This is a genomic window from Kribbella sp. NBC_01510, assembly GCF_045040325.1.
GTDB lineage: Bacteria > Actinomycetota > Actinomycetes > Propionibacteriales > Kribbellaceae > Kribbella.
Genome location: NZ_CP109418.1, coordinates 5628137 through 5653608, shown reverse-complemented (window position 1 = coordinate 5653608; position 25472 = coordinate 5628137). Strand labels below are relative to the sequence as shown.

Below are 25472 nucleotides of genomic sequence, written 5' to 3'. Positions count from 1 at the left end.
GATGATCGGGCCTCCTGAGCGTGCCGCGGGCGAGCAGATCGCACTGCTCCGCTCGGTCGGCTATGCCGCCTTCGGGCGGCACGAGCGGGATCTCGACGTCCTCGACCTGATCTTCGACAGCATCATCGACGCCCCTGGTTCCGAAGACATCCGGCGGCTGCGGTTCGCCGGCCACGGCATCACTCTGGACGTCGACGTGCACGGTCAGGCCGATCTGACCATCGAGCTGCGGGTCTCCCCGTCCGGTCCGGTCGCGGTCGAGTCCCGCGGCGGCGAGGCCGAGGGCCCGACCGCCGCGCGGCTGGTCAGTTTCCTGCTCCGCTGGCCGGGCAGCACACAACGACCGGTCCGGACCGCCTGGATCATGCTCTGATCAGGCGGTCCGGACCGGACACAGAATGCTGTTTCAGGAGGCAAGCAGCAGTCTGAGTTTCTCGAGGCAGCGGCCGCGGATGGGGCCGATGCTGCCGATCGGGATACCGATCGTGGCGGAGATCTCCGCGTACGGCGCGGGCGGGTCGGCCATCAGCATGCCGAGCAGCTGCTGCCACCGATCCGGCAGGCTTTCCAGCGCCCGCCGTACGTCGTGCGCCCGCTCGCCGGCGAGCAGCTCGGCGTCCAGCTCGGGCTGGTCGCCCGGCTGTCCCTCGAACGCGGACGACTCGTAGGTGAGCAGGACACGCTTGCGGAATGCCAGCACCCGCAGGCATTCCCGGCGGGTCGTGACGACCAGCCACGCGCCGACCCGCTCGGGGTCGACGCGGTGAATGTGCTCGAGCAACCGCAGCCAGACCATCTGCGACACGTCGGCAGCGTCGCTGTCGCTGAGCCGGAAGCTGCGGGTGACGGCCCAGACGAGCCGCGCATAGTGATCGACCAGCCGGCTCCACGCGCCCTGGTCCCCGGACGCGGCCTGGATCACCAGGGTCGCGGCCTCGGACCGGACAGTGGTGTCCTCGGTCGTTGCCTGATCAGTACCGGATTCGGCACTGAGGTGTTGCGTCATGAATTCCCCCCTCGGGAATGCACCGCTGTTCGTCGTCCCCCGACGTGGTGCTTGGATGTCGCGCCGGCCGGCAGAAGGCCGGAGCGAGGTCAGTAAGCGCCGTCGCTACCGAGGACGGCGCGGGCGGTCTTCCACAAGATCAGCAGGTCCAGCGCGATCGACCAGTTGTCGGCGTAGCGCAGGTCGAGCCGCATGGACTCCTCCCACGTCAGGTCGCTGCGTCCACTGACCTGCCACAGACCGGTCAGGCCCGGCTTCACGAGCATCCGGCGCGCGTCGTCGATCGCGTACTGCGCGACCTCGGCGGGCAGCGGCGGCCGTGGGCCGACCAGTGACATGTCGCCACGGAGCACGTTCACCAGTTGCGGCAGCTCGTCGATCGAGAACCGGCGCAGATACTTGCCGACCTTGGTCACGCGCGGATCGTCGCGGAGCTTGAACAGCACCCCGTTGCCCTCGTTCAGCACGGCCAGCTCGGCCTTGCGGGCCTCCGCGTCGGCCACCATCGTGCGGAACTTCAGCATCGAGAACTGCTCTCCGCCACGACCCACCCGGGTCTGCCGGAACAGCACCGGTCCACGGCTGGTCAGCTTGATCAGGACCGCGGTGACGAGCAGGATCGGCGCGATCGCCAGCAGCAGCAGGCAGCCGACCACCCGGTCGAAGATGCTCTTCAGCAGGTGCGGCCCGCCGGAGACCGACGGCCGCTCCAGGTGCAGCAGCGACAGGCCGGCCACCGGGCGGATCGAGATCCGCGGACCGGCGACCTCGACGATCCCCGGCGAGACGATCAGTTCGACCCCGCGCTGTTCGAGCGCCCAGGACAGCTTGCGCAGCGTGTAGCCGGCCAGCTCCGGATCCGCGGCCACCGCGACGACGTCCACGTCGTACTTGTCGACCGCGGCCAGGATGTCCATCTCGGTCCGGCCCAGGAGTTCGAGCTCAGGCTCCGCGAAGGCGTCGCCGCGCGGCAGGCAGCTCGCCACCACGACGTAGCCGTCGGCCGGCCGCTCCTCCAGGTGCCGCCGCAGCGTACTCACCTGATCGTTGCGTCCGACAACGAGCACCCGGCGCATGCACCGGCCGGCGAACCGCCGCCAGGAGATGCTGCGGTGCAGCACCCAGCGTCCGGTCATCGCCGCCAGGCACGTCATCGGCACCGCCAGGACGACGAATCCACGCGCGACCTCGCTCTTGGTCGCGTACGACGTGATCGCGACCACGGCGGTCAGCGCCACCGCGGCGCGGATGATCGAGCGGAACTCTTCCGGCCCGGTGCCGAAGTAGCGGGTCTCATAACCCCGCTGCAGCGCCACACAGGCCAGCCAGGCGATCGGCAGCAAGGCCCCGACCAGGAAGTAGCCGACATTGATCTGGGCCCCGAACCGGGCCACCAGCGCCAGCGAGCCCCCGATCACGCCGGCACCCAGGTCGGCGGCGAGCGCGGCCCGCCGGTATCTCCCCACCCAGCGTGCCTCGGTGAACCGGGCCGATTGCGGCACGATCGCCGGGACCTCGTCCGGAACCACCCAGACCGGCCGACGACGCTCCCCCGACGACGCCGGCCGCAGCTCAGCTGGTTCGGCCAACCCCTCCGACATGACAAATTCAGTCACGCACAGTCACCCCCCACAGGTGAAAAGCGATGCCCGTGACCAACCCACACCCCGTCACGGACCTCGATGAACGCCGCCCCCACAACGACGTGAAGCAGACAGTACTACGAGGATGCCCCGTACAACAGCACTAGTAGGGAGTGTTTACCCCGGCGCAACCCAACTAACAGGCAGAGACCCCCGAGGCCGCGATGCGGGCCTCGGGGGTCTCGAATGACTTGACTACCAGAAGTGATCAGCCGCCGGGTCGGGGACGGAGATCGGGGTGTGGCTCAGCCGGCGATCAGGCCGTCGCCGCTGATCAGCTCGCGCATCTCGGCCAGCGAGCTGTCGCCGGGCGGCAGGATCGCGTCGGAGTCGTGCAGCTCGTCGTCCGGCACCCTGGCACCGGAGCGGACGAACTCCAGCAGCGCGGCGAACGCGGTCTGGAAGGCCGCCTCGTCGCCGGCGGAGACCGCCTTCTCCAGGTCGCCGTCGACCGCGTTCAGCGCGTCGAGCTTCTCGTCGGCGAGGCGGTACTGACCTTCACCCATGATGCGAACGATCATCGAACGTCTCCGTCCTGAGGTCGCACCGGCTCGGCGGCCGGCTGCTGCACTGGCTGCTGGGTCTGGGTGGACTGCGGCGCCGCGGCGCCCTCGGCCTCACCGGAGAGCTCCTTCGGCGCACTGCCGCCGGACAGCTGGGCCTTCATCGCGGCCAGCTCGTTCTCCACGTCGGAGCCGGACGACATCCGGTCCAGCTCCAGGGTGATGTTGTCCTTGACCGTACCGCTCGCGTCGTCGAGCGCGCCGGAGGCGAGCAGCTCGTCGATCGCGCCGGCCCGGGCCTGCATCTGCTGGGTCTTGTCCTCGGCCCGCTGGACCGCCAGGCCGACGTCACTCATCTCCTCGGAGATGCCGGAGAAGGCCTCGTTGATCCGGGTCTGCGCCTCGGCCGCGGTGTAGGTGGCCTTGATGGTCTCCTTGCGGGTCCGGAACGACTCGACCTTGGCCTGCAGCCGCTGGGAGGCCAGCGTCAGCTTCTCCTCCTCGCCCTGCAACTGGGCGTGCTGGGTCTGCAGATCGTCGATCTGGCCCTGCAGCCCGGACTTGCGGGTCAGGGCCTCCCGGGCCAGGTCCTCACGGCCCATCGAGAGCGCCTTCTGGGCCTGCTCCTGCAGCTTCGCCGACTGGGACTGCAGCTGGGACGCCTGCAACTCGACCCGCTTGCGGCTGGTGGCCACGTCGGCCACGCCCCGCCGTACCTTCTGCAGCAGCTCCAGCTGCTTCTGATACGAGTAGTCAAGGGTTTCGCGAGGATCCTCGGCCTTGTCCAGGGCGGAGTTCGCCTTGGCCTTGAAGATCGTCGACATCCGCTTGAAGATGCTCATCGATATCCGTACCCCTTCTGTGCCGGCGTGACGACCCGGCGTGCCTTATCCACCCTATGTCCCCACGGGTCACCACACCATCAGGACCGGCCCCGATAAAGTAGTGCCTAGGTCCGGGGACCACCCCGAGTCGCGACCTGCCCTGCGAATGAGGTTCAGACCCCGTGTTCCGTCGTACCAAGTCTGAGACAGCTACCACCGTACCCGGCGAGCCCCAGGGCAAGCCGGGTGGGAAGGGACGCCCCACCCCGACCCGCAAGGAGGCGGAGGCGGCCCGCAAGCAGGCGCTGAAGAAGCCGCGCAACCGCAAGGAGGCGTCGGCGTACCGGCGGGAGAAGGTCCGCACCGAGCGGGCCAAGATGCAGGACGCCCTGCGCACCGGCGACGACCGGTACCTGCCGGCCGCCGACAAGGGCCCGGTCCGGCGCTTCGCCCGGGACTATGTGGACGCCCGCTACTCGGTGATGGAGTTCGCGCTGCCGGTCCTGCTGGCGGTGTCGCTGGTCGGCGTGGTGTTCTCGGCGCAGTTCCCGTGGCTGGCCGGCGTGGTCAACCTGCTCTTCCTGGTGATGATCGTACTGATCGCGGCGGACTGGTTCCTGCTCTCGGCCGGGCTGCGGAAGGCGGTCACGGTGAAGTTCCCGAAGGAGTCCACCAAGGGGCTGGGGTTCTACGCGGTCCGGCGGACCATGCAGATGCGCCGCTGGCGGATGCCCAAGCCGATGGTCAAGCGCGGCGAGAAGCCCAGCTGACCGGGCCGGTAGGGTCAGGGGTATGGACTTCCGCTATCTCGGCAACAGTGGTTTGAAGGTCAGCGAGATCTCGTACGGGAACTGGCTCACGCACGGGTCCCAGGTGGAGAACGATCAGGCCAAGGCCTGTGTGCGGGCGGCCCTGGAGGCCGGCATCACCACGTTCGACACCGCCGACACCTACGCCAACACCAAGGCCGAGTCGGTCCTCGGCGAGGCGCTGGAGGGTGAGCGGCGCGAGTCGCTGGAGATCTTCACCAAGGTCTACTGGCCGACCGGCCCCGGCGGACCGAACGACACCGGTCTGTCCCGCAAGCACATCCACGAGTCGATCAACGCCTCGCTGAAGCGCCTCAAGACCGAGTACGTCGACCTCTACCAGGCGCACCGGTACGACACCGAGACGCCGCTGGAGGAGACGATGGAGGCGTTCGCCGACGTCGTCCGGTCCGGCAAGGCGCTCTACATCGGCGTGTCCGAGTGGACCGCGGATCAACTCCAGGAGGGCCACCGGCTGGCCCGGGAGCTGCGCATCCCGTTCGTCTCGAACCAGCCGCAGTACAGCATGCTCTGGCGGGTGATCGAGGCCGAGGTGGTGCCGGCCTCGAAGGAGCTCGGCATCGGCCAGGTGGTGTTCTCGCCGATCGCGCAGGGCGTGCTCACCGGTAAGTACCTGCCAGGTCAGCAGCCGCCGGACGGCTCCCGGGCCACCGACGCGGCCGGGTCGAACTTCATCAAGCGGTTCCTCACCGACGACGTGCTCACCCGGGTCCAGGACCTGAAGCCGGTCGCCGACGAGGCCGGTCTGTCGCTGTCCCAGCTGGCGATCGCCTGGGTGCTGCAGAACCAGAACGTGTCCTCGGCGATCATCGGCGCCTCCCGGCCCGAGCAGGTCACCGAGAACGTGAAGGCGTCCGGGGTGAGGCTCGAGGAGAGCCTGCTGAAGCAGATCGACGAGACGCTGGGCGGCATCGTCGAGCGTGACCCGGCCAAGACCGCGCAGAACGCGCCGCAGACTCGGCCCGGCTCGTGAGCTGGAGCTGGCGGTTCGAGACCGCTTCCGGCGCCCTGGTCGACCCCGGTGAGGTCGGTGGGGCCGAGTTCTCCGCACAGGGTGACGCGGAGAGCTGGCTGGGTGAGCTCTGGCGGGACCTGGCCGACCGTGGCGTCGCCCAGGTGTACCTGCTGGAGGACGACCGGGAGGTCTACGGCCCGATGAGTCTGGCCGCGCCAGAGTAGGCTTCGGTCCGAACACGCCTGCGTCACAGGGAAGCCGGTCCAAGTCCGGCGCTGACCCGCAACCGTAGGCCACCTCAGGTGGCGAGCCGGAACACTGTGCCGCAGGCAGGCTCAGCTACCCGCCGTGGTCCGCGGGTGGGGCCCCTACCCTGCCGGTGCAGGCGGGACTTCCTCCACCGGGCCACGGCCCGATCGAGGACATGAGATGACTGCACACCGGACCGTACGACTGGTCCTCGCCCTGCTGGCGGGTCTCCTGCTGGCGGGGACCGTCGCCACCACCGCACAGGCCGAGGACGGCTATCGCTTCTGGGGCTACTACCAGTGGGCTTCCGGCCAATGGGCCTTCTCACCGAAGGGCTCCGACGCCGTCGTCCCGGCCGACGGGGCGGTGGAGGGCTGGCGGTTCGCCGTCGGCGGCGCGAAGCCCCGGGTGCCGCGCGCAGCGGGGGATTTCGAGGCGATCTGCGGCAAGACGCCGGCCGAGACCGGCAAGAAGCGGGTGGCCCTGGCGGTCGACCCGGGTACGCCGGAGGACGCGGCCGGCGGTGAGACTCCGGGTCCGGCCACCGGCACGTGTGTGGTGACCGACGTGAAGGCGACCGGCGCGAAGATCCTGGCCGCGGTCGCGCCGGTCCGGATCGAGAAGGGCCTGACCTGCGGGATCGCGGGCTACCCGGCCAAGGGCTGCGGCGACCAAGTGAAGAACATCCAGGTCCCGGCCACCGACACCCCGGTGACGCTGCAGATCGGCGCCGCGGTCGGTGCCGCACCTGCGGCCTCCCCCTCGCCAGTCGCATCCTCCTCGGACGGCGACGGCGCTCCGTGGGGTGGGATCATCATCGCCGCCGCGGTTGTCGTCGTACTGGCCGGTGGTGGTCTGCTCCTCAGTCGCCGCCGTACAGCCAAGTAAGTGCGTGCTGTCGATCGTCTGACGTTCCCCCGGGCGCTCCACCCGGGGGCCTGGTGGCTGTGGGCGCTCGGTATGGCCGTGGCCGCCAGCAGGACGCGGAACCCGGTGCTGCTCGGGCTGGTCCTCGCAGTGACCGGATTCGTAGTGGCCGCCCGCCGGACCGATGCTCCCTGGGCCCACAGCTACGCCGCGTTCCTCAAGCTCGGTCTGGTGGTCATCGGCCTCCGGGTGGTTTTGCAAGCGCTGCTGTCCACCCGCTCGCAGGGGAACACGGTCCTGTTCACCCTGCCGCAGATTCCCTTGCCTGACTGGGCAAACGGGGTGAAGCTCGGCGGTGAGGTCACCCTGGAGGCGTTGCTCACCGCGCTGTACGACGGTGGTCAGCTCGCCGTCATGCTCTGCTGCGTCGGTGCCGCCAACGCACTGGCCAGTCCCCGGCGGCTGCTCAAGTCGTTGCCCGGGGCCCTCTACGAGATCGGCGTGGCCTGTGTGGTGGCGCTGACGTTCGCGCCGCAGCTGGTGACGGACGCCCGTCGCATCCGCGCCGCACGCCGTCTGCGCGGCCGCACCCGCGGCTCCTTCCGTACGACGGCCATGCCCGTGCTGGAAGGTGCTTTGGACAGGTCGGTCGAGCTCGCCGCCGCGATGGACTCGCGCGGCTACGGACGTACGGCGCACGTCCCGCAAGCGCAGCGTCGTCTCACCGCTGTCTGCGTCCTGCTGGGGTTGCTGGGCATCCTGCTCGGCGTCTACGCGTTGCTGACCGAATCCATGGCGTTTCCGCTCGCGGCGTCCGCGCTGGCGATCGGACTGCTGCTGGCCCTCGGAGCCATGGCGATTGGGCGTCAACGGGTCACTCGGACTCGATACCGGCCGGACCCGTGGGCGCTGCCCGAGTGGCTGGTCGTGGCGTCCGGCGCGATCGCTGCCGGGGCTATGGCCACCGCCGCGGCTCGTGGTGTCCCCGGACTGCTGCTGGCGGGCCCGTTGGTCGTTCCACCCGTTCCGCTGGTGCCCGTTGTCGGCGTACTGATCGGACTGGCGCCAGCGGTGGTCGCGCCTCCACAGGTCAGGCGGGCGGTCGCATGATCGAGTTCGACCGGGTGACAGTGACGTACGACGGGGCCGTGGAGCCGGCGCTGCGGGACGTGAGCTTCACCGTGCCCGAGGGTGAGCTGGCGCTGGTGATCGGGCGGACCGGGTCCGGCAAATCCACGTTGCTGCGGGCAATCAACGGACTGGTGCCGCACTTCACCGGCGGCACGCTGGCCGGGCGGGTGCTCGTCAACGGACGGGACACCAGCGAGTACCGGCCCCGCGACCTGGCCGACGTGGTCGGCATGGTCGGTCAGGATCCGATGGCTGGGTTCGTGACCGACACGGTCGAGGACGAACTCGCTTACAGCATGGAGTCGCTCGGAGTCGCGCCGGACGTGATGCGCCGACGGGTTGAGGAGACTCTGGATCTGCTGGGGCTGGCCGACGTACGGGATCGGGCGTTGACGGCGCTGTCGGGCGGGCAGCGGCAGCGGACCGCTATCGGCGCCGCACTGACCTCTCACCCGGCTGTGCTCGTGCTGGACGAGCCGACGTCCGCACTGGACCCGCAGGCGGCTGAGGAGGTGCTGGCCGCGCTGCAGCGACTCGTGCACGACCTGAGCGTCACTGTGATCATGGCCGAACATCGGCTCGAGCGCGTGATCCAGTACGCCGACCGAGTGATCGAAGTACCGGGTGGTGCGGCTGCTGTGTCCACTGGGCTACCGGCGGAGCGGATGGTGACCGCTCCGGTCGCACCGCCTGTGGTGGAGCTGGGGCGTCTGGCCGGCTGGTCGCCACTCCCCCTGTCTGTGCGCGACGCCCGACGGGCAGCTGTCGCCTTGCGAGGCCGTTTGGACTCCATCGTGCCGCAGAGGTCGGCGGCTGCCCGGGGAGCCGAGCTCGCCCGGTGCACCGACCTGGTGGTTGGCTACGGCAACGTCATGGCCTTGCGGGGCGTGTCACTGAGTATCAAGGCCGGTGAAATCGTCGCACTGATGGGCCGCAACGGCGCCGGCAAGTCCACACTGCTCAACGCCCTGGTGGGGATCCTGCCGGCGCGATCCGGTACGGCGGCAACGGCCGGCGCGGACCCGCGTCGTACCAAGCCTTCCGAGCTGGTCAAGGCGGTCGGACTGGTCCCGCAAGAGCCTGCCGACCTGCTGTACGCCGCCACGGTCGCCGAGGAGTGTGCGGGCGCCGACTCCGACTTCGGTGTGCCGGCGGGTAGTTGCCGTGCGCTACTGAATCGGCTCGCTCCGGATATCGACCAGGCGATGCATCCGCGGGACCTGTCCGAGGGACAACGGCTCTGTCTGGCGCTGGCCGTCGTACTGTGTGGCGCTCCGCCGCTCCTGCTGCTCGACGAGCCGACGCGGGGTCTGGACTACGGCGCCAAGCGTCGGCTGGTGGCGATCCTGCGCGAGCTGGCTGCTGCCGGGCATGCGGTCGTGCTGTCGACGCATGACGTCGAGATGGTGGCTGAGGTCGCTACCCGGGTGCTGGTGCTCGCCGAGGGCGAATTGGTCAGTGATGGCGATACAGCAGCGGTCATGGCCGGGTCTCCGTCGTTCGCACCGCAGGTGGCGAAGATCCTTGCCCCGTTGCCGTTCCTGACCGTCGGAGAAGTGGCTACCGCACTGGAACGGGCGTCATGACCATTGCCCGGCTCAAACCGCGCGGCCGTTCGCTTCGCCTGGTCCGGCTCAAACCGCGGAGCACGACCATGCTCGTGGTTGCGTCCCTGGTCGGGCTGCTGGCGTTCGCCTGGCCGCTGTTCCTCCACACCGACCAGGGGGGTGAGTCCGCGATCGGACACACCACGGACGCGCCCTGGCTCTTCGTCCTGCTGCTGCCGCTGCTGGTGGCCGTCGTACTCGCGGAGCTGTCCGAGGCGGGGATCGACGCGAAGGTGATCTCGCTGCTCGGCATGCTGGCGGCCGTCGGTACGGCGTTGCGGGCACTCGGTCCGGGGACTGCCGGGCTGGAGCCTGGGTTCTTCCTGCTCGTGCTGGCGGGGCGGGCGTTCGGGGCCGGGTTCGGGTTCGTGCTGGGGGCTGTGTCGCTGCTCGGCGGCGCGCTCATCACTGGTGGGGTCGGACCGTGGATGCCGTTCCAGATGTTCGCCTGTGCGTGGGTGGGGTGCCTGGCGGGGCTGCTGCCTCGAGTGGGCGGGCGGTTGGAGTTGTTGCTGCTGGCGGCGTACTCGCTGGTGTCCGGGGTGATGTACGGCGTGGTGATGAACCTGTGGTTCTGGCCGTACGCGACCTTCGGCAGCGACTTCTCGTTCGTGCCGGGCGACGCGCTGGCCGAGAATCTGCATCGGTATCTGCTGTTCGTGGTCGCGACGTCGCTGGCGTGGGACATTCCGCGCGGGGTGCTGTCCGCCGTGCTGGTGCTGCTGCTCGGCCGGCCGGTCCTCACGGCCTTCCGCCGGACCGCGCGGAAAGCGGCCTTCGATACGCCTGTCGTCTTCGAGCCCGGGAGAACGGATGCCTGACCAACGCACGCTGATCCTCGGCGGCGCCCGCTCCGGCAAGTCGATCGCCGCCGAGCGCCGGCTCGCGTCGGAGCCGGAGGTGTTGTACGTCGCTACTGGCGGGGACGACTCCGGTGACGCGGAATGGGCCGAGCGAGTCGCCAAACACCAGGCCCGGCGGCCGGCGACCTGGGGGTTGGCGGAGACGATCGAACTGGTCCCGTTGCTCGACGCCGCCGGACCGCCGCTGCTGATCGACTGCCTGACGCTGTGGCTCTCGCGCACGATGGACGCGCTGGACATCTGGTCCGATCTCGGCCGCGCCGGGCTGGTCGAGGATCGCATCGCCGACCTCGCGGAGGCCTGGTCGCGGACCCCGCGGCTGGTGGTTGCTGTCAGCAACGACATCGGCTCCGGCGTGGTCCCCGCCGACCCCGGCACCCGCCTCTTCCGCGACCTGATGGGCCGCCTGAACACCACCATCTCCCTAGCCTCCGACCAAGTCCTCTGGACGATCGCCGGCCGAACCCTCCCCCTGACATGACGCCGCCCGACCAGCCACCGTCTGACCTGCCACCGCCTGACCTGCCACCGCCCGACCTGCCACCGCCCGACCTGCCACCGTCTGACCTGCCACCGCCCGACCTGCCACCGCCTGACCTGCCGCCGCCCGACCTGCCACCGTCTGACCTGCCGCCGCCCGACCTGCCTCGTCAGGCACCGCCGCCGGGGGCGGCGCCCGACCCCTCACAGCCTGGGCTACCCACTGGGCCGCCGGATCTGCCGCCGCCCGACCTGCCTCCGACTGCGCCGGCGTGGGGCGGCGCTGACGGTGCCGGCCGGCGTGGTGGGTGGGGTGACGGGCTGCGGTTGGCGGTGGGCATGTTGACCTTGCTCCCGGCTGGGATGCCCTCGCGTGTCGACCGGGTGGTCGGTGGGCGGGCGATGGTGCTCGCGCCGGCGGTCGGCGTACTACTCGGTGGGATCGCGGCCGGCGTGGTGGCGGTGGCTCAGTTGGTGCAGCCGGACGCGGAGTTGCTGGCCGCGGTGCTCGGCGTACTGGTGGTCGCGGGGCTGTCTGGGGCGTTGCATCTGGACGGATTGGCGGACTTCGCGGACGCGCTCGGCAGCCGGCGGGATCGCGAGACCATGCTCCGGATCATGAAGCAGAGCGACATCGGGCCCTTCGGTGTCGTGGCCATCGTCGGGGTGCTTCTGGTCGACGTCGCGGCGCTCACCGCCTGCGTCCAGGCCGGCTTCGGCTGGCAGTCGATCCTGATCGCTACCGTTGCCAGTCGCCTGACACTCCCCTGGTCCTGCCGTAGGACGGTCCCCGCGGCCCGCCCCGACGGCCTGGGTGCCATGGTCGCCGCCACGGTCCGTCCCATCACGGCTGCACTCGCGACACTCGTCGTACTGGCGGCCGCTCTCGTACTGGCGTGGTTCACCGCCCCGCTCAGCCCGTCCACAAGCGCTCCAGTCGTCGACCACCACGACGTGCTCCTGCTCGTCGGCACCGCGGCCGCCATCCTGCTCGCCGTCGCCACCAGCTTCATCACCACTCGCCGCGCTCGGACCGCCCTCGGCGGCACAACCGGCGACGTCCTCGGCGCCACCCTCGAACTCGCCCTCCCGATCACCCTCCTCACCCTCGCCCTGACCGCCTGACCCTCCCCCCATTTGTGTATGGGCTGTGGATGCGGCTCTGGGTCGCGCGCAGGCGTTTCCCGCGTGCCGGCACCCGCCCCGAAATCCTGCGATCGTCGAGTCGTGGATTCGGGTCAGGATTAGTGGCTTGTGGCGACCGCGATCCACGACTCGGCGCTGCGCCCCGGCCGGTTTTCGGCCAGGCTGTCCCGGGGGTGGGGTCGCGGTGTGTTCGGGTGGCGCCGGCGAGCGGGCGTGAGGGGTGAGGACAGGAACTGGTGGGTTGGGACATGGAATTACCTGTCGCAGCCCGCGACAACCTGTCCCAGGTCCCCGGACGTGGTCCGGGGCGGCGACCCGAAGGCACCTTGGGCACCGAACTCGGCCGGTTCGCCCTGAAAGCCCGTCCCGCGCCGTGCCCGCCAGCGCTCCCGGACCGATCGTGACCTCCACATCGGACAGGAGCCCATTCGGCTGGCTGACCCATCAGGCGGTGGGTTTGCCACCCAGGTTCAGCCTGGCAAACCCACCCTCTGGTGGGTCAGCCAGGCAAAGGCGGATGGGGCGGGTCGGAGGGGTGCGGGGTGACGGGTGCATTACTGTCACGGATGGACGGTGAAGTGGGGTAGTGACGGCGAGGGCGAATGATGATGTTGGTGGTTCACGACCGGTGTGCGGCGGCTTACGCCCCGCGATCCGTTATCTTTATGTAATGAACGCAACCCACCCGGCGCCGGGATCACAGGCTTCGCTGCGCGAAGCCAACCGTGCGCGCGTTCTCGGAGTCGTCCGCCAGCACGGCCCGCTGACCCAGGTCGAGATCGCCGCCGCCTCCGGCCTGTCCGCCGCCACCGTGTCGAACATGGTCCGCGAACTCGACCAGGCCGGCATGGTCGGCCTGTCCCGCAGCATCCGCAACGGCCGCCGCGCCGTCCTCGTCTCGCTGGCCTCCGGCGGCGGCCTGCTGGCCGGCGTCGCGTTCGGCGAGCGCGACGTCCGGGTCGCGATCGCGAACCAATCCAGCGAGATCCTCGCCCAGCAACTGATGCCGTTGCAGGCCGACCACGTCGCCGACGACGGGATGGAACGCGCCGCCCAGCTGCTCGCCGACCTCGCCGAGACCGTCAGCTCGGGCGTCGAGGACATCGCCGGGATCGGCTTCGGCCTGCCCGCCCCGGTCGACTCGGTCAGCGGTGAGGCCGGCTCCGACGCGGTCCTGCCCGGCTGGCGCGGCGTCAACGTCGCCGAGGCGATGGCCGGCTATCTCCGCGCCCCGGTCGCGCTCGACAACACCGCGAACCTGGCCGCGCTCGGCGAACTACGCAACGGCGCGCTCCGCGGCGTCCAGCACGGCTGCTACCTGAAGTTCTCGTACGGCGTCGGCGCGGGGATCGTGCTGGGTGGCGAGGTGTTCCGCGGCTCGGCCGGTACCGCGGGCGAGATCGGGCACGTCACGATCGACGAGAACGGGCCGATCTGCCGCTGCGGCAACCGCGGGTGCCTGGACACGTTCGTCGGCTCCCGGGCGCTGATCAACAGCCTCGCGGCGTCACACGGCCCGCTCCGGCTCAAGGACATCGTCACCCGCGCTCTGGCCGGTGACCTCGGCTGCCGCCGCGTGATCGAGGATGCCGGCCGCCGGGTCGGCGTCGCGGTGGCCGGCCTGGTGAACCTGCTCAACCCCGAGGTCATCGTCGTCGGCGGCCTGATGGCCGAAGCCGGCGACCTGATCCTGGACCCGCTCCGCGAGGCCCTCGACCGCTGCGCCATCCCCAGTGCCGCCGCCACCGTCGAGCTCCGCCGGGCCGAGCTCGGCGATGACGCCGACATCATCGGCGCCATCCACCTGGCCTCGGTCCTGAGCCACACCCAGGCCACGAAATCGCTCAGCACCACCTCCTGAGCAATCCCACCGCACGACTTCGGAGGACGCCGTACGCCGAAGTCGCTGCGTCATCGTCGATCATGTAACGCCAATATGTCTATTTCTTGAATTCAAGTCTTGACGACAAGGCTCGCGGACGCTTGACTTCGGGGCAGGCCTACTCGGGCCTTCACGTCAAGGAGCCGCCATATGTCCGTGTCAGCATCCCGTCTCGTCGGCCTCGGCATCGCCGTCTCGGCCCTGGCCGTCTCGTTGGTGGCCTGCGGCTCGGACAACGGCGACTCCGGCAGTTCGGGCGGCGCGAAGAAGATCGCCCTGCTGCTGCCCGAGTCGAAGACGACCCGCTACGAAGCGCTCGACCGGCCGCTGTTCACCGAGGCGCTCAAGACGGCCTGTGCGGACTGCGAGCTGATCTACAGCAACGCCGACCAGGACGCGGCGAAGCAGCAACAGCAGGCCGAGGCGGCCCTGACCCAGGGCGCGAACGTGCTCGTCCTCGACCCGGTCGACGGCAAGGCCGCCGCCGCGGTCGTCGCCTCCGCCAAGAGCCAGAACGTCCCGGTAATCGCGTACGACCGGTTCATCGACGGCGCCAACTACTACGTCTCGTTCGAGAACGAGGCGGTCGGCAAGCTGCAGGCGCAGACCCTGGTCGACACGCTGAAGGCGGCCGGCAAGACGTCCGGCAACCTCGCCATGATCAACGGCGCCCCGACCGACCCGAACGCGGCGGACTTCAAGAAGGGCGCGCACAGCGTGCTCGACTCCAGTGGCTTCAAGGTCGCGGCCGAGTTCGACACCCCGGACTGGAGCCCGGACAAGGCCCAGGCCTGGATGGAGGGCCAGCTCAGCGCGATCAAGAACGGCCTGGTCGGGGTGTACGCCGCCAACGACGGGACCGCGGGTGGCGCGATCGCAGCGCTGAAGGGCGGTGGCGTGACGCCGCTGCCGCCGGTCACCGGGCAGGACTCGGAGCTGGCCGCGATCCAGCGGATCGTCGCCGGCGACCAGGCGATGACGATCTACAAGGCCGTCAAGCCGCAGGCCGAGGCCGCCGCGAAGGGCGCGGTCGCGCTGGCGAACGGCGGCAAGCCCGAGTCCACCACCGAGAAGAGCGGCATCCCGTCGACGATCCTCGACCCGGTCGCCGTGACCAAGGCCAACATCAAGGACACCGTGGTGAAGGACGGCATCTACAAGGTGAGCGACATCTGCACCGCGTCGTTCGCCGCCGCCTGCACCGCTGCCGGCCTGACCAGCAACTGACCGCCCCTTCGGTGTTGCCCCGCAGTGAGGTGCGGGGCAACACCGGGCCGGTCCACGAAGCCCTGACCGGATTTGTTGCCGCGTCGCCCTGTCCCGCGGGACGGATCGCCGCGATCATGGCCTGAAGCGAAGCCCAGGAGGCTGATCGAGTGACTGTTACCCCGACATCCCTCGACGTCGGTACCGGTACGGTGCTGACGCTGCGAGGGGTTTCCAAGCGTTTCGGCGCGGTACAGGCCCTGAAGAACATCGAGCTGGACGTCCGGGCCGGTGAAGTCCTCGCGCTGGTCGGCGACAACGGCGCCGGGAAGTCGACGCTGGTGAAGACGATCGCAGGGGTCTACACCGCCGACGACGGGACGATGGTGTTCGACGGCCAGGAGGTGCGGGTCAGCAGTCCGGCCGAGGCACAGCAGCTCGGCATCGCGACGGTGTTCCAGGACCTGGCGCTCTGCGACAACCTGGACGTGGTCGCCAACCTCTACCTCGGCCGCGAGCTCCGCAAGGGCAGCCTGCTCGACGAGGTCGAGATGGAGCGCTCGTCCTGGGAGCTGCTCCGCCAGCTGTCCGCGAAGATCCCGTCGGTCCGGATCCCGGTCGCCAGCCTGTCCGGCGGCCAGCGGCAGACCGTCGCGATCGCGCGCAGCCTGCTCGGCCAGCCCAAGGTCGTGATGCTGGACGAACCGACCGCGGCGCTCGGCGTGGCTCAGACCGCCGAGGTGCTCAACCTGGTCGAACGACTGCGCGAACGCGGCCTCGCCGTGATCCTGATCAGCCACAACATGGCCGACGTGATGGCGGTCGCCGACCGGGTCGCCGTCCTCCGCCTCGGCCGCAACAACGGCGTCTTCATGGTCACCGACACCAAGACGCAGGACATCATCGCGGCCATCACCGGCGCGACCGACAACGCGGTCTCCGAGCGCGCCGCGCGCCGGAGCCGGGAGGAGGGCTCCGCATCATGAGCCTGCGAGGATCCGGCACCCGCCCCCAGGACGACACCCCATCGACAACGAAGTCCGGTACGGCGGGCGCCGCCGATCCGGCCGTGGACGCCAACGGCGCCGACCAACTGCCGGCCGATCTCCAGGACGAGCGGCTGATCGCCAGCCACGGCATCAGCGGCGCCGTCTCGGCCTTCATCGCACGGCTGCGCTCGGGTGACCTTGGCTCGGTACCGGTGGCGATCGGCCTGATCATCATCTGGGCGGTCTTCCAGATCGCCAACAGCTCGTTCCTGTCCAGTCGCAACCTGGTCAACCTGACCCTGCAGACCAGCTGGATCGGAGTGATTGCCCTCGGCATCGTTCTGGTCCTGCTGCTCGGCGAGATCGACCTGTCGGTCGGCTCGGTCAGCGGTCTGTCCGCCAGCGTGCTCGCAGTCACTTTCGTCAACCAGAGCTGGCCGCTGGTGCTGTCGCTGGTGGTCAGCGTCGCCCTCGGGCTGGTGATCGGGTTGTTCTACGGCGCGCTCTACACGCGCTTCGGCGTACCGAGTTTCGTCATCACTCTGGCCGGTCTGCTCGGTTTCCTCGGTCTCCAACTCCTGGTGCTCGGTAAGGAAGGCACGCTCAACCTGCCGTTCGATTCCGCGCTGGTCCGATTCGCCACCCGCAGCTTCCTCTCCCCCGCGCTGTCCTACGGACTGATCGTGGTGGTTGTCGCGCTGTATGTGCTGACCCGGCTGCGCGGCCGAGGCGCCCGCATCGCCGCCGGGTTGTCCGCGGCACCGCCCTCGATGATCGCGATCAAGGCCGGCGCGCTGGCCGTCGGGCTGTTCGTGCCGGTCCTGATCCTGAACGGCAACCGTGGGGTGTCGTCGATGTTCCTGCTGTTCCTGGGACTGGTCGTCGCCACGGATCTCGCGGTCCGGCGGACCAGTTGGGGCCGCTCGGTCGTCGCGGTCGGTGGCAACGTAGAAGCCGCCCGTCGGGCCGGTATCAACGTGCGGATGATCTACCTGTCCGTGTTCGCGGCCTGTTCGACGTTCGCCGCGGTCGGCGGCATTCTCGCGGCCGCCAGACTGGGAGCGGTCAGCCAGAGCAGCGGTGGCACCGACACCAACCTGAACGCGATCGCCGCTGCCGTGATCGGCGGCACCAGCCTGTTCGGTGGCCGTGGTTCGGCGTACTCCGCCCTCCTCGGTGCCTTCGTGATCATGTCGATCTCGAACGGCCTCGCGCTGTTGAGCCTCGACTCGAGCATTCGCTACATGGTCACCGCCGGCGTCCTGCTGATCGCCGTCACCATCGACTCCCTCAGCCGCCGAAGCCGCCAGGCCCACGGCCGGGCGTAAAGAGAAGAGCCGGTGGGCTCCCTCCTGACCCTGACCAGGCGGGAGCCCACCGTTCCACCTGCGCTCGGGCAGCTCGCCGTACTGGCTGGTCTGTTGACCGGTCTGATCGTGTTCGAGTCGGTGCGGTTCGCCCGGGAGCGGGACGAACTGCTGCACGGCGAACAGCACGCATGAGAAAGGCCCCCGCCACGCGGTGGCGGGGGCCGATCAGGTGTCTCAGGCGGTGGCGGCGGTCAGGTCGACCTTCGGCTCCGCGAAGTGGCAGGCGGCCGTGTGGCCGGCGCCGGACTGCGGCTTGATCTCCAGCAACGGCTCCTGGGTGGAGCAGATGTCTTCGGCCTTCCAGCAGCGGGTCCGGAACCGGCAGCCGCTCGGCGGGTCGATCGGCGAGGGTACGTCGCCGACCAGCCGGATCCGCTCCTTCGGCGGCACACCACGAATGGTGCCCAGGTCCGGAGCGGCCGACAGCAGCGCCTGTGTGTACGGGTGCTGCGGTGCGTTGTAGATCTGGTCCCGCTGACCCTGCTCGACGATCTTGCCCAGGTACATCACCGCGACCCGGTCACAGAAGTGCCGGACTACGCCGAGGTCGTGGGCGATGAAGACGAACGCGATACCGAGGTCGTGGCGCAGGTCCTCCAGCAGGTTCATCACCTGGGCCTGGATGGACACGTCGAGTGCGGACACCGGCTCGTCGGCGATGATCACCTCGGGCTCCACCGCGAGCGCCCGGGCGATGCCGATGCGCTGGCGCTGACCGCCGGAGAACTCGTTCGGGTAGCGGTTGTGGTGCTCGGGGTTCAGGCCGACCCGCTCCAGCAACTCCTGGACCCGCTCGACCTCCTTGCCCTTCTTCACCAGGTTGTGCACGCGCAGCGGCGTACTGATGATGTTGCTGACCGTCTGCCGCGGGTTCAGCGAGCTGTAGGGGTCCTGGAAGACGATCTGCAGCTGCCGGCGGAACGGGCGAAGGTCCTTCTCCTTCAGCTGCGCGATGTCGGTGCCCTTGAACAGGATCTGCCCCGACGTCGGGGTCAGCAGCCGGGTGATCATCCGGCCGGTGGTCGACTTGCCACAGCCGGACTCGCCGACCAGACCCAGGCTGCCGGCCGCCTCCAGCTTGAAGCTCACGCCGTCGACGGCCTGGACGACCTTCTTGGTCCGGGACAGACCGGCCGCTTCCTTGATCGGGAAGTGCATCTTCAGGTCCCGGATCTCCAGCAGCGGGGTCCCCGCACCGCCGGACGCCGGAACACCGTCGACCTTGCGCACAGTGTCGCTCATCTCTCTCCTCAGCCCCCTGTCAGCTCAGTCTCGGCAAGACCTCGGCCGTATAGATCGAGGCCTTGTCGTGCAGGTGACAACGGGACGTGTGGGCACCGGCGCCGTCGACCGGCATCAGCTCCGGCAGTTCGGTCGTGCAGCGCTCGCCCTTCACCCGGTCCACATACGGACAGCGCGGGTTGAAGGAGCAACCGCTCGGCAGGGCCAGCAGGCTCGGCGGCAGGCCCTTGATCGGACGCAGCCGCTCAGTCGCCGCCGACACCGTCGGGATCGACTCGAGCAGACCCCACGTGTACGGCATCCGCGGGTTGGCCAGCACGTCCTCGGCGGTGCCGTACTCGACGCAGCGGCCGCCGTACATGACCAGCACGTCGTCGGCCATCTCGGCCACCACGCCCAGGTCGTGCGTGATCATCACGATCGCGGAGCCGAACTCCTTCTGCAGGTTGTTCAGCAGGTCGAGGATCTGCGCCTGCACGGTCACGTCCAGCGCGGTGGTCGGCTCGTCGGCGATCACCAGCTTCGGGTCGTTGACCAGGCTCATCGCGATCATCGCACGCTGCCGCATACCGCCGGAGAACTCGTGCGGGTACTGCGCGAACCGGCGGGCCGGGTTCGGGATGCCGACCAGGTCGAGCATCTCCAGGGCCCGCTTCTTGGCCGCGTCCTTGGACACCTTGTGGTGCACCCGGTACGCCTCGACGATCTGGTTGCCGACCGTGTACAGCGGGTGCAGCGAGGACTGCGGGTCCTGGAACACCATCGCCATCGCGTCGCCGCGGACCTTCATCAGGTCGCTCTCCGGCAACCCGACGATCTCGTCACCGCCGAGCCGGATCGACCCGGTGATCTGGGTGCGCTTGCGGTCGTGCAGGCCCATCACGGCCATGCTGGACACCGACTTGCCGGATCCGGACTCGCCGACGATCGCCAGCGTCCGGCCCAGCGGGACCGCATAACTCAACCCGTTCACCGCGCTGACCACACCGTCCGCGGTCGGGAACTTGACCGTCAGGTCCTCGACCACCAGGTACGGCGTCTCGCCGCTCGGGTTGATCACACCTTGGCGCTTCTCGCGGGTCGCGATCGAAGGACCCCGCTTCTCGGCGGCCGCAGCCTCCGGCTGGCCGTCTGCACTCTCGACCATGGTGTCCTTCCGGTCTTCAGGGGCGGGTATGGTCACGTGAGCCTCACCCGCGGGTCGATCACGCTATACACGATATCGACAACCAGGTTGGCCGCCACCAGGAAGATCGAGGCCACCAGGACGGTCCCCATGATCACGGGCAGGTCGTAGTTGTTCAGGCTTTCCAGCACCAGGTTGCCCAGGCCCGGCAGGTCGAAGATGCGCTCGGTGAAGATCGCGCCGGCGAGCATGCCGGCGACATCCAGTCCGAAGATCGTGATGACAGGGATGAGTCCGGCGCGGAGAGCGTGTTTGTAGGTGACCTTCCGGTCCGACAGGCCCTTGGCCCGCGCGGTCCGGATGAAGTCCTCGTTGAGTGTCTCGACCATCGAGCCTCGCGAGTACCGCACGTACTGCGTCGTGTTGACCAGGCCGAGACACAGCCATGGCGTCAGCAACCCGACGAACCACTGGGCGGGATTCTCGAAGAATGGCGTCCAGCTACCACGCGGTAGCACCGCGTAGAAGATGGTGAGGTACAGGGCGACCATCAGCGCGACGATGTAGTACGGGATCGAGCTGATCACCAGCGACGTGGTCACCAACCCCCGGTCGCCGGTCGTCCCTCTTCGTTTGGCCGCCATCGAACCTATCGCGACGCCGACCGGCAGCATGATGAGCGCAGCACCGGCGACCAGCGAGACCGTCACCGGTACGCGCTGAGCCAGCATCTGCAGGACGGGGCGGTCGTTCTTGAAGGAGAAGCCGAGGCACGGTGCGGGGCACTCGCGATCGACGCCGGCCGTCGTGTAGGTCCGGCCGACCACGATGCCCTTCATGTAGTCGGCGAACTGGGTCACCTTCGGCTTGTCCAGGTTCAGGTTCTTCTTGATCTCCAGGTATCGCTCCTGGGGACAGTTGCGCTGACCGCAGATCGCGCCCGCGGGGTCGGTGGGCGCGACGAAGAACAGCGCGAACGTCGCGACGAGGGTGACGAGCACGACGGAGAGGGCGCTCACAATGCGACGCGCCAGGAAGTGCAACACGGGATTCTCCTCACCGATCGCTGGCGGTGGCCGGACCGTTTACCGGTCCGGCCACCTACCCTGCGATCAGAACGGACGCCTCATGGCTGTCCGGTCACTGGTACCGATCAGGGCTGCTTCAGGAACAGCGAGGTGAATTCGGGCATGCCCTGTGTCGGGTCGTTGATCGCGTTGCCGATGTTGGTACCGACCAGGAACGCCGACCGCGACTGGTACTGCGGAAGAGCCGGCAGGTAGTCCTGCATGATCTTCTTGTCGAGGTTGATCCAGGCCTTGGACTTCAGGGCCTCGTTCGGGTCCATGTTCGAGACCTTGTCGATCTCCGCGTCCAGCGCCTTGTCCTCGAGCTGGCCGACGCTGTTGCCCAGGGCGATCGCGTCGGAACGGAACAGCACCGGGGCCCAGGAGGAGCCGCTCGGCCAGTCGGAGCACCAACCGGTCGGAGCCTTCAGCATGTTCACCGGAGCGTTCTGGTCACCGGTGACGGTACGGATCTGGGCCTTCGGCACGCCGATCGCCTTGACCTTGAATCCAGCCGCCTCGAGCTTCTGCTGGCGGACCTGGCTGCGCTGCGTCGCGATCTTGTCGTCGTTCGAGTAGTACCAAGACAGCTCGAAGCCGACCGCGTTCGCGTCCGTCAGCATCTGCTTGGCCTTGACCGGGTCACCGTCACCCTTGCCGTTCAGGCCCGGGAGCTCGTAGTTCTCCCAGCCCGGAACCGACGGCGACATGTACGTCGAGGCTGCCGGCTCGGCCAGCGAGGTCCAGCCCGCGACCTTGCGCTCGGTGTCGTACGGGTACGCGGCCGCAACGGCCTTGCGGACCGGCAGCGGGATCTTCCGGGTGTCCATCGGGACCATCCGGTTGCACGGAGTGTCGCCCTCGATGAGCTGGGACTTGTTCTGGTCGGTCAGCTCAGGTACCAGCGTCGAGTCGATGTTGCTGTAGGTCAGCGCACTCGCATCCGGGCCGGAGCTGGCCAGGATCTGCCGCTGGATCTTCAAGGTGTCCAGGCCGAACTTGAAGTCGTAGCCGTCCAGGTACTGGTGGCGCACCGCGTCGGTGGCCGGGTCCCAGTTCGGGTTCTTGACCAGCTTGAGCTCGGTGCCCGGGTTGTACGAGTCGACCATGTACGGACCGGTCGACAGCGGCTTCTGCTCGTAGTTCTGCTTGGTGTCCTTCGCCTTCGGGATCGGCGTGAACATCGTGAACGCCGCGAAGAACGGCATGTCCGGGAACGGCTTGGCCAGGTGAATGACCAGCGTCGTGTCGTCCGGCGTCTCGACACCGGCGTACACGTCACCGTTCGGGCCGTACGGGCCCTTGTACTTGTCGCCGTCCTTGAAGAACTGGATCTGGTACGCCGGTCCGGCGTCGTACAGATCGTGCGCGAAGGACCGCTTGATCGAGTACGCGTAGTCCTCGGCCTTGACCGGCGTGCCGTCGGAGTACTTGATGCCCGGCTTCAGCTTGAAGGTCCAGGTCAGCTTGTCGTCCGACACCTTGCCCAGGTCCTCGGCCAGGTCAGGCACCAGGACGGGCTTGTGGTCGGGGCCGTCGAGCCGGTACTGGGTCAGCGCCCGGAAGTACAGCTTCTCGATCTGGAAACCGTCGACGTAGTACGTGTTCGTCGGGTCGAAGGTGTCCGGCGTCACGTCCGACAGGATCGTCGCCGTGCCACCCTTCTTGGCCCCGGCGACATCCGCGGCCGGGCCCTTCGCGGCTTCGTCAGTTACCTTCGTCTGGGTGCCGGCGGCCGGCCCGTTCGACTCGTTGGCCTTACCGCTGTTCGAGGACGGGCTGCCGCAGGCTACGGCGGCCAACATGACCGTCGCCGCGACTGCGGTGATCCGTTTCCACTGCATGGTCGGGTTTCTCCTTTTCTGCCGCTGGGGCAATCGCCGTACTACCGGCGAGTCTTGGGGTCGAAGGCGTCGCGGATCGCGTCGCCGAGGAGGGCGAGCGCGAGCACCAGGATGGTGATCGCAGCGACCGGAAGCCACAGGTACAGCGGGTCGGCCTTGAACCAGTTCGTCGCGCTGGCGATCGTCTGGCCCCACGACGGCCGGGGCTCGATCAGGCCCACGCCGAGGAAGGACAGCCCCGCTTCCGCGGTCACATACGCCGGCAGCGCGAGGGACGCCGAGATCACAATCGGGGCGACCAGGTTCGGCAGCAATTCCTTGAACAGGATCCGCCGGGTCGACACACCGATCGCCTTGGCGGCCAGGACGAACTCACGTTCACGCAGTGACAGCACCTCGCCGCGGATGATGCGCGCCAGTCCGGCCCAGCCGAAGAACGACAGCACGAAGATCAGCACATAGAACCGGGTGCTGGCCTGTTGCTCCGGGGTCATGTTGAAGCTGCCACCCTGCCACGACTCGACGATCGGGACCATCGCGATGGCGAAGAGCAGGTACGGAAGGCTTAGCACGAAGTCGATGAACCAGGAGATGACCCGGTCGACCCAGCCGCCGAGGAATCCGGCCAGCAGGCCCATCACGACACCGACCGTGGTGCCGAAGATGGTGGCCACGAACGCGACGATCAGCGACGGCCGGGCCCCGAAGACCCAGCGGGCGAAGTTGTCCCGGCCGGTCTTGGGCTCCACTCCGAACCAGTGATCGGGCGTGATGCCGATGGTCGGGAAGCCGAACTCGTCCACCAGCTCCGGGTGGAAGGTCTGGACGTCGCCGCCCTCGAGCTTGGCCAGCAGCGGCGCGAAGATCGCGATCAGCACGAAGAACAGCACGATGCACACGCAGGTCACGGCGACCTTGTCCTTGCGAAGCCGGTCGACCGCGATCCGTGTCGGGGACTTGCCGTGCGCCATGGTTGCCGAACGAACCGGTTCCGCCGACGCCGGGTGGTCCTCGATCCCTACGGTCGAGTCGGGTGACCCAATACTCATTCGCGCTCCGTCAGCTCTGTCAGCCGGAATTCTGTCCGTGGATCCGGCACATATCGGTGGATATCGTGCCGAAGCTTCGTTCTGTGGTGGGCTCTCGTCAAATCCCCTTGACAGGCCGATCCGCCTCAACCGCGGGCAAGCCTGCCTGACACTGTGACACCAAGCCAGCGGTGCTCGGCACCAGTGCACAAATCGTTACCGGAACGGGTACTGGAACGGAACATTTGCCCCGATCTGTCACCCTTTGCGATCAATCCTTCGCAAAACGCGTCGGCACAGTCCAGCCAGCGACCATTTTGTGCCAGCTTTTGACAGTCTGTGACGAAAAGCTACTCTTCGTGGAGCATTACCGAGTGTGATGAGGGTCGAGTCCCAGAAGCCTCTGTGCTGCCCGATGTCATAGGTATACGCGCAGTAAGAGGCCCGAGCCAGGCTTCCGCCGGCTCGGGCCTCTTACTGGGGTGACCTGGGTTCAGCCTTCGCGGACGTGGACGGTGACGAAGGGCGGCTTGACGACGTCGAACGGCTCCTGCCGGCCGCGGATGTCGACGGAGACCTGGTCGCCCTCCTTCACCGTCGCGTCGAGCAGTGCGAGCGCGATGCCCTTCTTCAGCGTCGGTGAGAAGGTGCCGGACGTGACCTCGCCGAGTGCGGTCCCGGACTGGTCGAGAACGGTCATGTGCGGCCGCGGGATGCCACGGCCGGCCGCACGCAGGCCTCGCAGGATCCTGGCCGGCCCACGTTCCTTCTCGGCGCGCAGCGCCGCGTCACCCCAGAAGTGCTCCTTCTTCCAGCCCACGGCCCATCCGGACCGCGCCTGCACCGGCGTGATGTCCGGAGAGATGTCCTGACCGTGCAGCGGATACCCCATCTCGGTCCGCAGCGTGTCTCGCGCACCCAGCCCGGCCGGGACGATGTCATACGCTGCACCGGCCGCCAGCAACGCGTCGAACACACCGACCGCGCCCTCGTTCGGTACGACGAGCTCGTACCCGCGCTCGCCCGTGTATCCGGTCCGGCACACGACGACCGGCGTACCGGCGAAGTCGGCCGTCGCGAACGACATGTAGTCGTGCCCGGTCGGCAGGCCGATCGCGCCCACCACCTCGTCGCTGTTGGTGCCCTGCACCGCGAGGATCGCGTAGTCGTCGTGGGTGTTGGTCACCACGACGCCGTCGGGCGCGTCGGCCTGCAGCAGCCGGACCACCTCGGCGGTGTTCGCCGCGTTCGGGATCAGGAACACGTCGTCGTCGGCGTGCAGGTAGGCGATCAGGTCGTCGACCACTCCCCCGCGCTCGTTGCAGCACAATGTGTACTGCGCCTGGCCCGGAGCGATCTTGCCGAGGTCGTTGGTCAGGCACGAGTTCACGTACGCCGCCGCACCCGGACCCTTGACGGTCGCCTTGCCCAGGTGACTCACGTCGAAGACGCCGACCGACGTACGGACCGCGGTGTGTTCGGCGACGACGCCGGAGTACTCCAGTGGCATCTCCCAGCCGCCGAACTCGGCGAACTTGGCGCCGAGCGCGACATGGCGCTCGTGCAGCGGCGACTTCTTCAGATCAGGCGACTCGGTCATGGAGGGGAAACTAC

25 protein-coding genes and 1 riboswitch are annotated in these 25472 nt (G+C 68.6%); of the genes, 15 read left to right on the top strand and 10 right to left on the bottom strand.

The window, feature by feature from the left end; translation table 11 throughout:
• Position 1: 1 nt before the first annotated feature.
• Positions 2-373 carry a hypothetical protein gene (locus tag OG558_RS28295; protein ID WP_329475636.1) on the top strand — a complete coding sequence of 124 codons (372 nt, stop codon included), beginning with the start codon at positions 2-4 and terminating at the stop codon, positions 371-373.
• Positions 374-406: 33 nt separating this feature from the next.
• Here OG558_RS28295 and OG558_RS28290 read toward each other — a convergent pair whose 3' ends face one another.
• The 4 genes from OG558_RS28290 to OG558_RS28275 form a co-directional block, all read right to left on the bottom strand.
• Positions 407-1006, bottom strand: a complete 600-nt coding sequence (locus OG558_RS28290; protein WP_405065711.1) for an RNA polymerase sigma factor — start codon at positions 1004-1006, stop codon at positions 407-409.
• A gap of 89 nt (positions 1007-1095) precedes the next feature.
• Entirely contained in the window at positions 1096-2622 is a 1527-nt protein-coding gene (locus OG558_RS28285) for a sugar transferase (RefSeq protein ID WP_329475634.1), read from the bottom strand.
• A 272-nt stretch (positions 2623-2894) separates the two neighbouring features.
• On the bottom strand, positions 2895-3170 hold the full coding sequence (locus OG558_RS28280) for a PspA-associated protein PspAA (RefSeq protein ID WP_328521989.1): 276 nt from the start codon (positions 3168-3170) through the stop codon (positions 2895-2897).
• A complete protein-coding gene (locus OG558_RS28275) occupies positions 3167-3994 on the bottom strand; it encodes a PspA/IM30 family protein (protein WP_405065710.1) in 828 nt (275 codons plus the stop codon). The genes OG558_RS28280 and OG558_RS28275 overlap by 4 nt, the downstream gene beginning before the upstream one ends.
• Before the next feature lie 164 nt (positions 3995-4158).
• On the opposite strand from OG558_RS28275, the gene OG558_RS28270 reads away from it, so the two are divergent.
• From OG558_RS28270 to OG558_RS28205, 14 genes are all read left to right on the top strand, one after another.
• Entirely contained in the window at positions 4159-4746 is a 588-nt protein-coding gene (locus tag OG558_RS28270) for a DUF3043 domain-containing protein (RefSeq protein ID WP_405065709.1), read from the top strand.
• 22 nt (positions 4747-4768) lie between these two features.
• The gene (locus tag OG558_RS28265) at positions 4769-5779 is read left to right on the top strand and encodes an aldo/keto reductase family protein (RefSeq protein WP_405065708.1); all 1011 of its coding nucleotides are present in this window, start codon (positions 4769-4771) and stop codon (positions 5777-5779) included.
• Positions 5776-5985 (top strand): hypothetical protein, encoded by a 210-nt coding sequence (locus OG558_RS28260; RefSeq protein ID WP_329475631.1) that lies wholly within the window; start codon positions 5776-5778, stop codon positions 5983-5985. Before OG558_RS28265 ends, OG558_RS28260 begins: the two co-directional genes overlap by 4 nt.
• Positions 5973-6104: riboswitch (cobalamin riboswitch) on the top strand. Its footprint overlaps the gene before it by 13 nt.
• 86 nt (positions 6105-6190) lie before the next feature.
• Entirely contained in the window at positions 6191-6898 is a 708-nt protein-coding gene (locus OG558_RS28255) for an SCO2322 family protein (protein ID WP_405065707.1), read from the top strand.
• Complete coding sequence (locus OG558_RS28250; protein ID WP_405065706.1) at positions 6899-7987, top strand: CbiQ family ECF transporter T component; 1089 nt, start codon at positions 6899-6901, stop codon at positions 7985-7987.
• Positions 7984-9594, top strand: a complete 1611-nt coding sequence (locus tag OG558_RS28245; protein WP_405065705.1) for an ABC transporter ATP-binding protein — start codon at positions 7984-7986, stop codon at positions 9592-9594. Before OG558_RS28250 ends, OG558_RS28245 begins: the two co-directional genes overlap by 4 nt.
• 68 nt (positions 9595-9662) lie before the next feature.
• Positions 9663-10436 (top strand): ECF transporter S component, encoded by a 774-nt coding sequence (locus tag OG558_RS28240; RefSeq protein WP_405065704.1) that lies wholly within the window; start codon positions 9663-9665, stop codon positions 10434-10436.
• Entirely contained in the window at positions 10429-10959 is a 531-nt protein-coding gene (locus OG558_RS28235; protein ID WP_405065703.1) for a bifunctional adenosylcobinamide kinase/adenosylcobinamide-phosphate guanylyltransferase, read from the top strand. Before OG558_RS28240 ends, OG558_RS28235 begins: the two co-directional genes overlap by 8 nt.
• Positions 10960-11297: 338 nt before the next feature.
• A complete protein-coding gene (locus OG558_RS28230) occupies positions 11298-12083 on the top strand; it encodes an adenosylcobinamide-GDP ribazoletransferase (RefSeq protein WP_405065702.1) in 786 nt (261 codons plus the stop codon).
• A 691-nt stretch (positions 12084-12774) separates the two neighbouring features.
• Entirely contained in the window at positions 12775-13965 is a 1191-nt protein-coding gene (locus OG558_RS28225; RefSeq protein ID WP_405065701.1) for an ROK family protein, read from the top strand.
• Positions 13966-14136: 171 nt separating this feature from the next.
• The gene (locus tag OG558_RS28220; RefSeq protein ID WP_405065700.1) at positions 14137-15213 is read left to right on the top strand and encodes a substrate-binding domain-containing protein; all 1077 of its coding nucleotides are present in this window, start codon (positions 14137-14139) and stop codon (positions 15211-15213) included.
• 149 nt (positions 15214-15362) lie between these two features.
• Positions 15363-16178: an ATP-binding cassette domain-containing protein gene (locus OG558_RS28215; protein ID WP_329475622.1), complete on the top strand. Its 816-nt coding sequence runs from the start codon at positions 15363-15365 to the stop codon at positions 16176-16178.
• Positions 16175-17509: a sugar ABC transporter permease gene (locus OG558_RS28210; RefSeq protein WP_405065699.1), complete on the top strand. Its 1335-nt coding sequence runs from the start codon at positions 16175-16177 to the stop codon at positions 17507-17509. The genes OG558_RS28215 and OG558_RS28210 overlap by 4 nt, the downstream gene beginning before the upstream one ends.
• Positions 17510-17521: 12 nt before the next feature.
• Entirely contained in the window at positions 17522-17683 is a 162-nt protein-coding gene (locus OG558_RS28205) for a hypothetical protein (protein WP_405065698.1), read from the top strand.
• A gap of 42 nt (positions 17684-17725) precedes the next feature.
• Here OG558_RS28205 and OG558_RS28200 read toward each other — a convergent pair whose 3' ends face one another.
• From OG558_RS28200 to gcvT, 6 genes are all read right to left on the bottom strand, one after another.
• Complete coding sequence (locus OG558_RS28200; protein WP_405065697.1) at positions 17726-18793, bottom strand: ABC transporter ATP-binding protein; 1068 nt, start codon at positions 18791-18793, stop codon at positions 17726-17728.
• Between the two features lie 19 nt (positions 18794-18812).
• On the bottom strand, positions 18813-19940 hold the full coding sequence (locus OG558_RS28195) for an ABC transporter ATP-binding protein (protein ID WP_405065696.1): 1128 nt from the start codon (positions 19938-19940) through the stop codon (positions 18813-18815).
• Positions 19941-19972: 32 nt separating this feature from the next.
• On the bottom strand, positions 19973-20965 hold the full coding sequence (locus tag OG558_RS28190) for an ABC transporter permease (RefSeq protein ID WP_329475617.1): 993 nt from the start codon (positions 20963-20965) through the stop codon (positions 19973-19975).
• Between the two features lie 107 nt (positions 20966-21072).
• The gene (locus OG558_RS28185; RefSeq protein ID WP_329475616.1) at positions 21073-22830 is read right to left on the bottom strand and encodes an ABC transporter substrate-binding protein; all 1758 of its coding nucleotides are present in this window, start codon (positions 22828-22830) and stop codon (positions 21073-21075) included.
• Positions 22831-22871: 41 nt separating this feature from the next.
• On the bottom strand, positions 22872-23879 hold the full coding sequence (locus OG558_RS28180; RefSeq protein ID WP_329475615.1) for an ABC transporter permease: 1008 nt from the start codon (positions 23877-23879) through the stop codon (positions 22872-22874).
• A 472-nt stretch (positions 23880-24351) separates the two neighbouring features.
• Positions 24352-25458 carry a glycine cleavage system aminomethyltransferase GcvT gene (gene gcvT, locus OG558_RS28175; RefSeq protein ID WP_329475614.1) on the bottom strand — a complete coding sequence of 369 codons (1107 nt, stop codon included), beginning with the start codon at positions 25456-25458 and terminating at the stop codon, positions 24352-24354.
• Positions 25459-25472 lie beyond the last annotated feature (14 nt).

Excerpts from the sequence above, each read along its gene's own strand:
- OG558_RS28295 (WP_329475636.1), top strand. The coding sequence starts at position 2 with ATGATCGGGCCTCCTGAGCGTGCCGCGGGCGAGCAGATCGCACTGCTC.
- OG558_RS28290 (WP_405065711.1), bottom strand. The coding sequence starts at position 1,006 with ATGACGCAACACCTCAGTGCCGAATCCGGTACTGATCAGGCAACGACC.
- OG558_RS28280 (WP_328521989.1), bottom strand. The coding sequence starts at position 3,170 with ATGATCGTTCGCATCATGGGTGAAGGTCAGTACCGCCTCGCCGACGAG.
- OG558_RS28275 (WP_405065710.1), bottom strand. The coding sequence starts at position 3,994 with ATGAGCATCTTCAAGCGGATGTCGACGATCTTCAAGGCCAAGGCGAAC.
- OG558_RS28265 (WP_405065708.1), top strand. The coding sequence starts at position 4,769 with ATGGACTTCCGCTATCTCGGCAACAGTGGTTTGAAGGTCAGCGAGATC.
- OG558_RS28255 (WP_405065707.1), top strand. The coding sequence starts at position 6,191 with ATGACTGCACACCGGACCGTACGACTGGTCCTCGCCCTGCTGGCGGGT.
- OG558_RS28245 (WP_405065705.1), top strand. The coding sequence starts at position 7,984 with ATGATCGAGTTCGACCGGGTGACAGTGACGTACGACGGGGCCGTGGAG.
- OG558_RS28240 (WP_405065704.1), top strand. The coding sequence starts at position 9,663 with ATGCTCGTGGTTGCGTCCCTGGTCGGGCTGCTGGCGTTCGCCTGGCCG.
- OG558_RS28235 (WP_405065703.1), top strand. The coding sequence starts at position 10,429 with ATGCCTGACCAACGCACGCTGATCCTCGGCGGCGCCCGCTCCGGCAAG.
- OG558_RS28230 (WP_405065702.1), top strand. The coding sequence starts at position 11,298 with ATGTTGACCTTGCTCCCGGCTGGGATGCCCTCGCGTGTCGACCGGGTG.
- OG558_RS28225 (WP_405065701.1), top strand. The coding sequence starts at position 12,775 with ATGAACGCAACCCACCCGGCGCCGGGATCACAGGCTTCGCTGCGCGAA.
- OG558_RS28220 (WP_405065700.1), top strand. The coding sequence starts at position 14,137 with ATGTCCGTGTCAGCATCCCGTCTCGTCGGCCTCGGCATCGCCGTCTCG.
- OG558_RS28210 (WP_405065699.1), top strand. The coding sequence starts at position 16,175 with ATGAGCCTGCGAGGATCCGGCACCCGCCCCCAGGACGACACCCCATCG.
- OG558_RS28200 (WP_405065697.1), bottom strand. The coding sequence starts at position 18,793 with ATGAGCGACACTGTGCGCAAGGTCGACGGTGTTCCGGCGTCCGGCGGT.
- OG558_RS28195 (WP_405065696.1), bottom strand. The coding sequence starts at position 19,940 with ATGGTCGAGAGTGCAGACGGCCAGCCGGAGGCTGCGGCCGCCGAGAAG.
- OG558_RS28185 (WP_329475616.1), bottom strand. The coding sequence starts at position 22,830 with ATGCAGTGGAAACGGATCACCGCAGTCGCGGCGACGGTCATGTTGGCC.
- OG558_RS28180 (WP_329475615.1), bottom strand. The coding sequence starts at position 23,879 with ATGAGTATTGGGTCACCCGACTCGACCGTAGGGATCGAGGACCACCCG.
- gcvT (WP_329475614.1), bottom strand. The coding sequence starts at position 25,458 with ATGACCGAGTCGCCTGATCTGAAGAAGTCGCCGCTGCACGAGCGCCAT.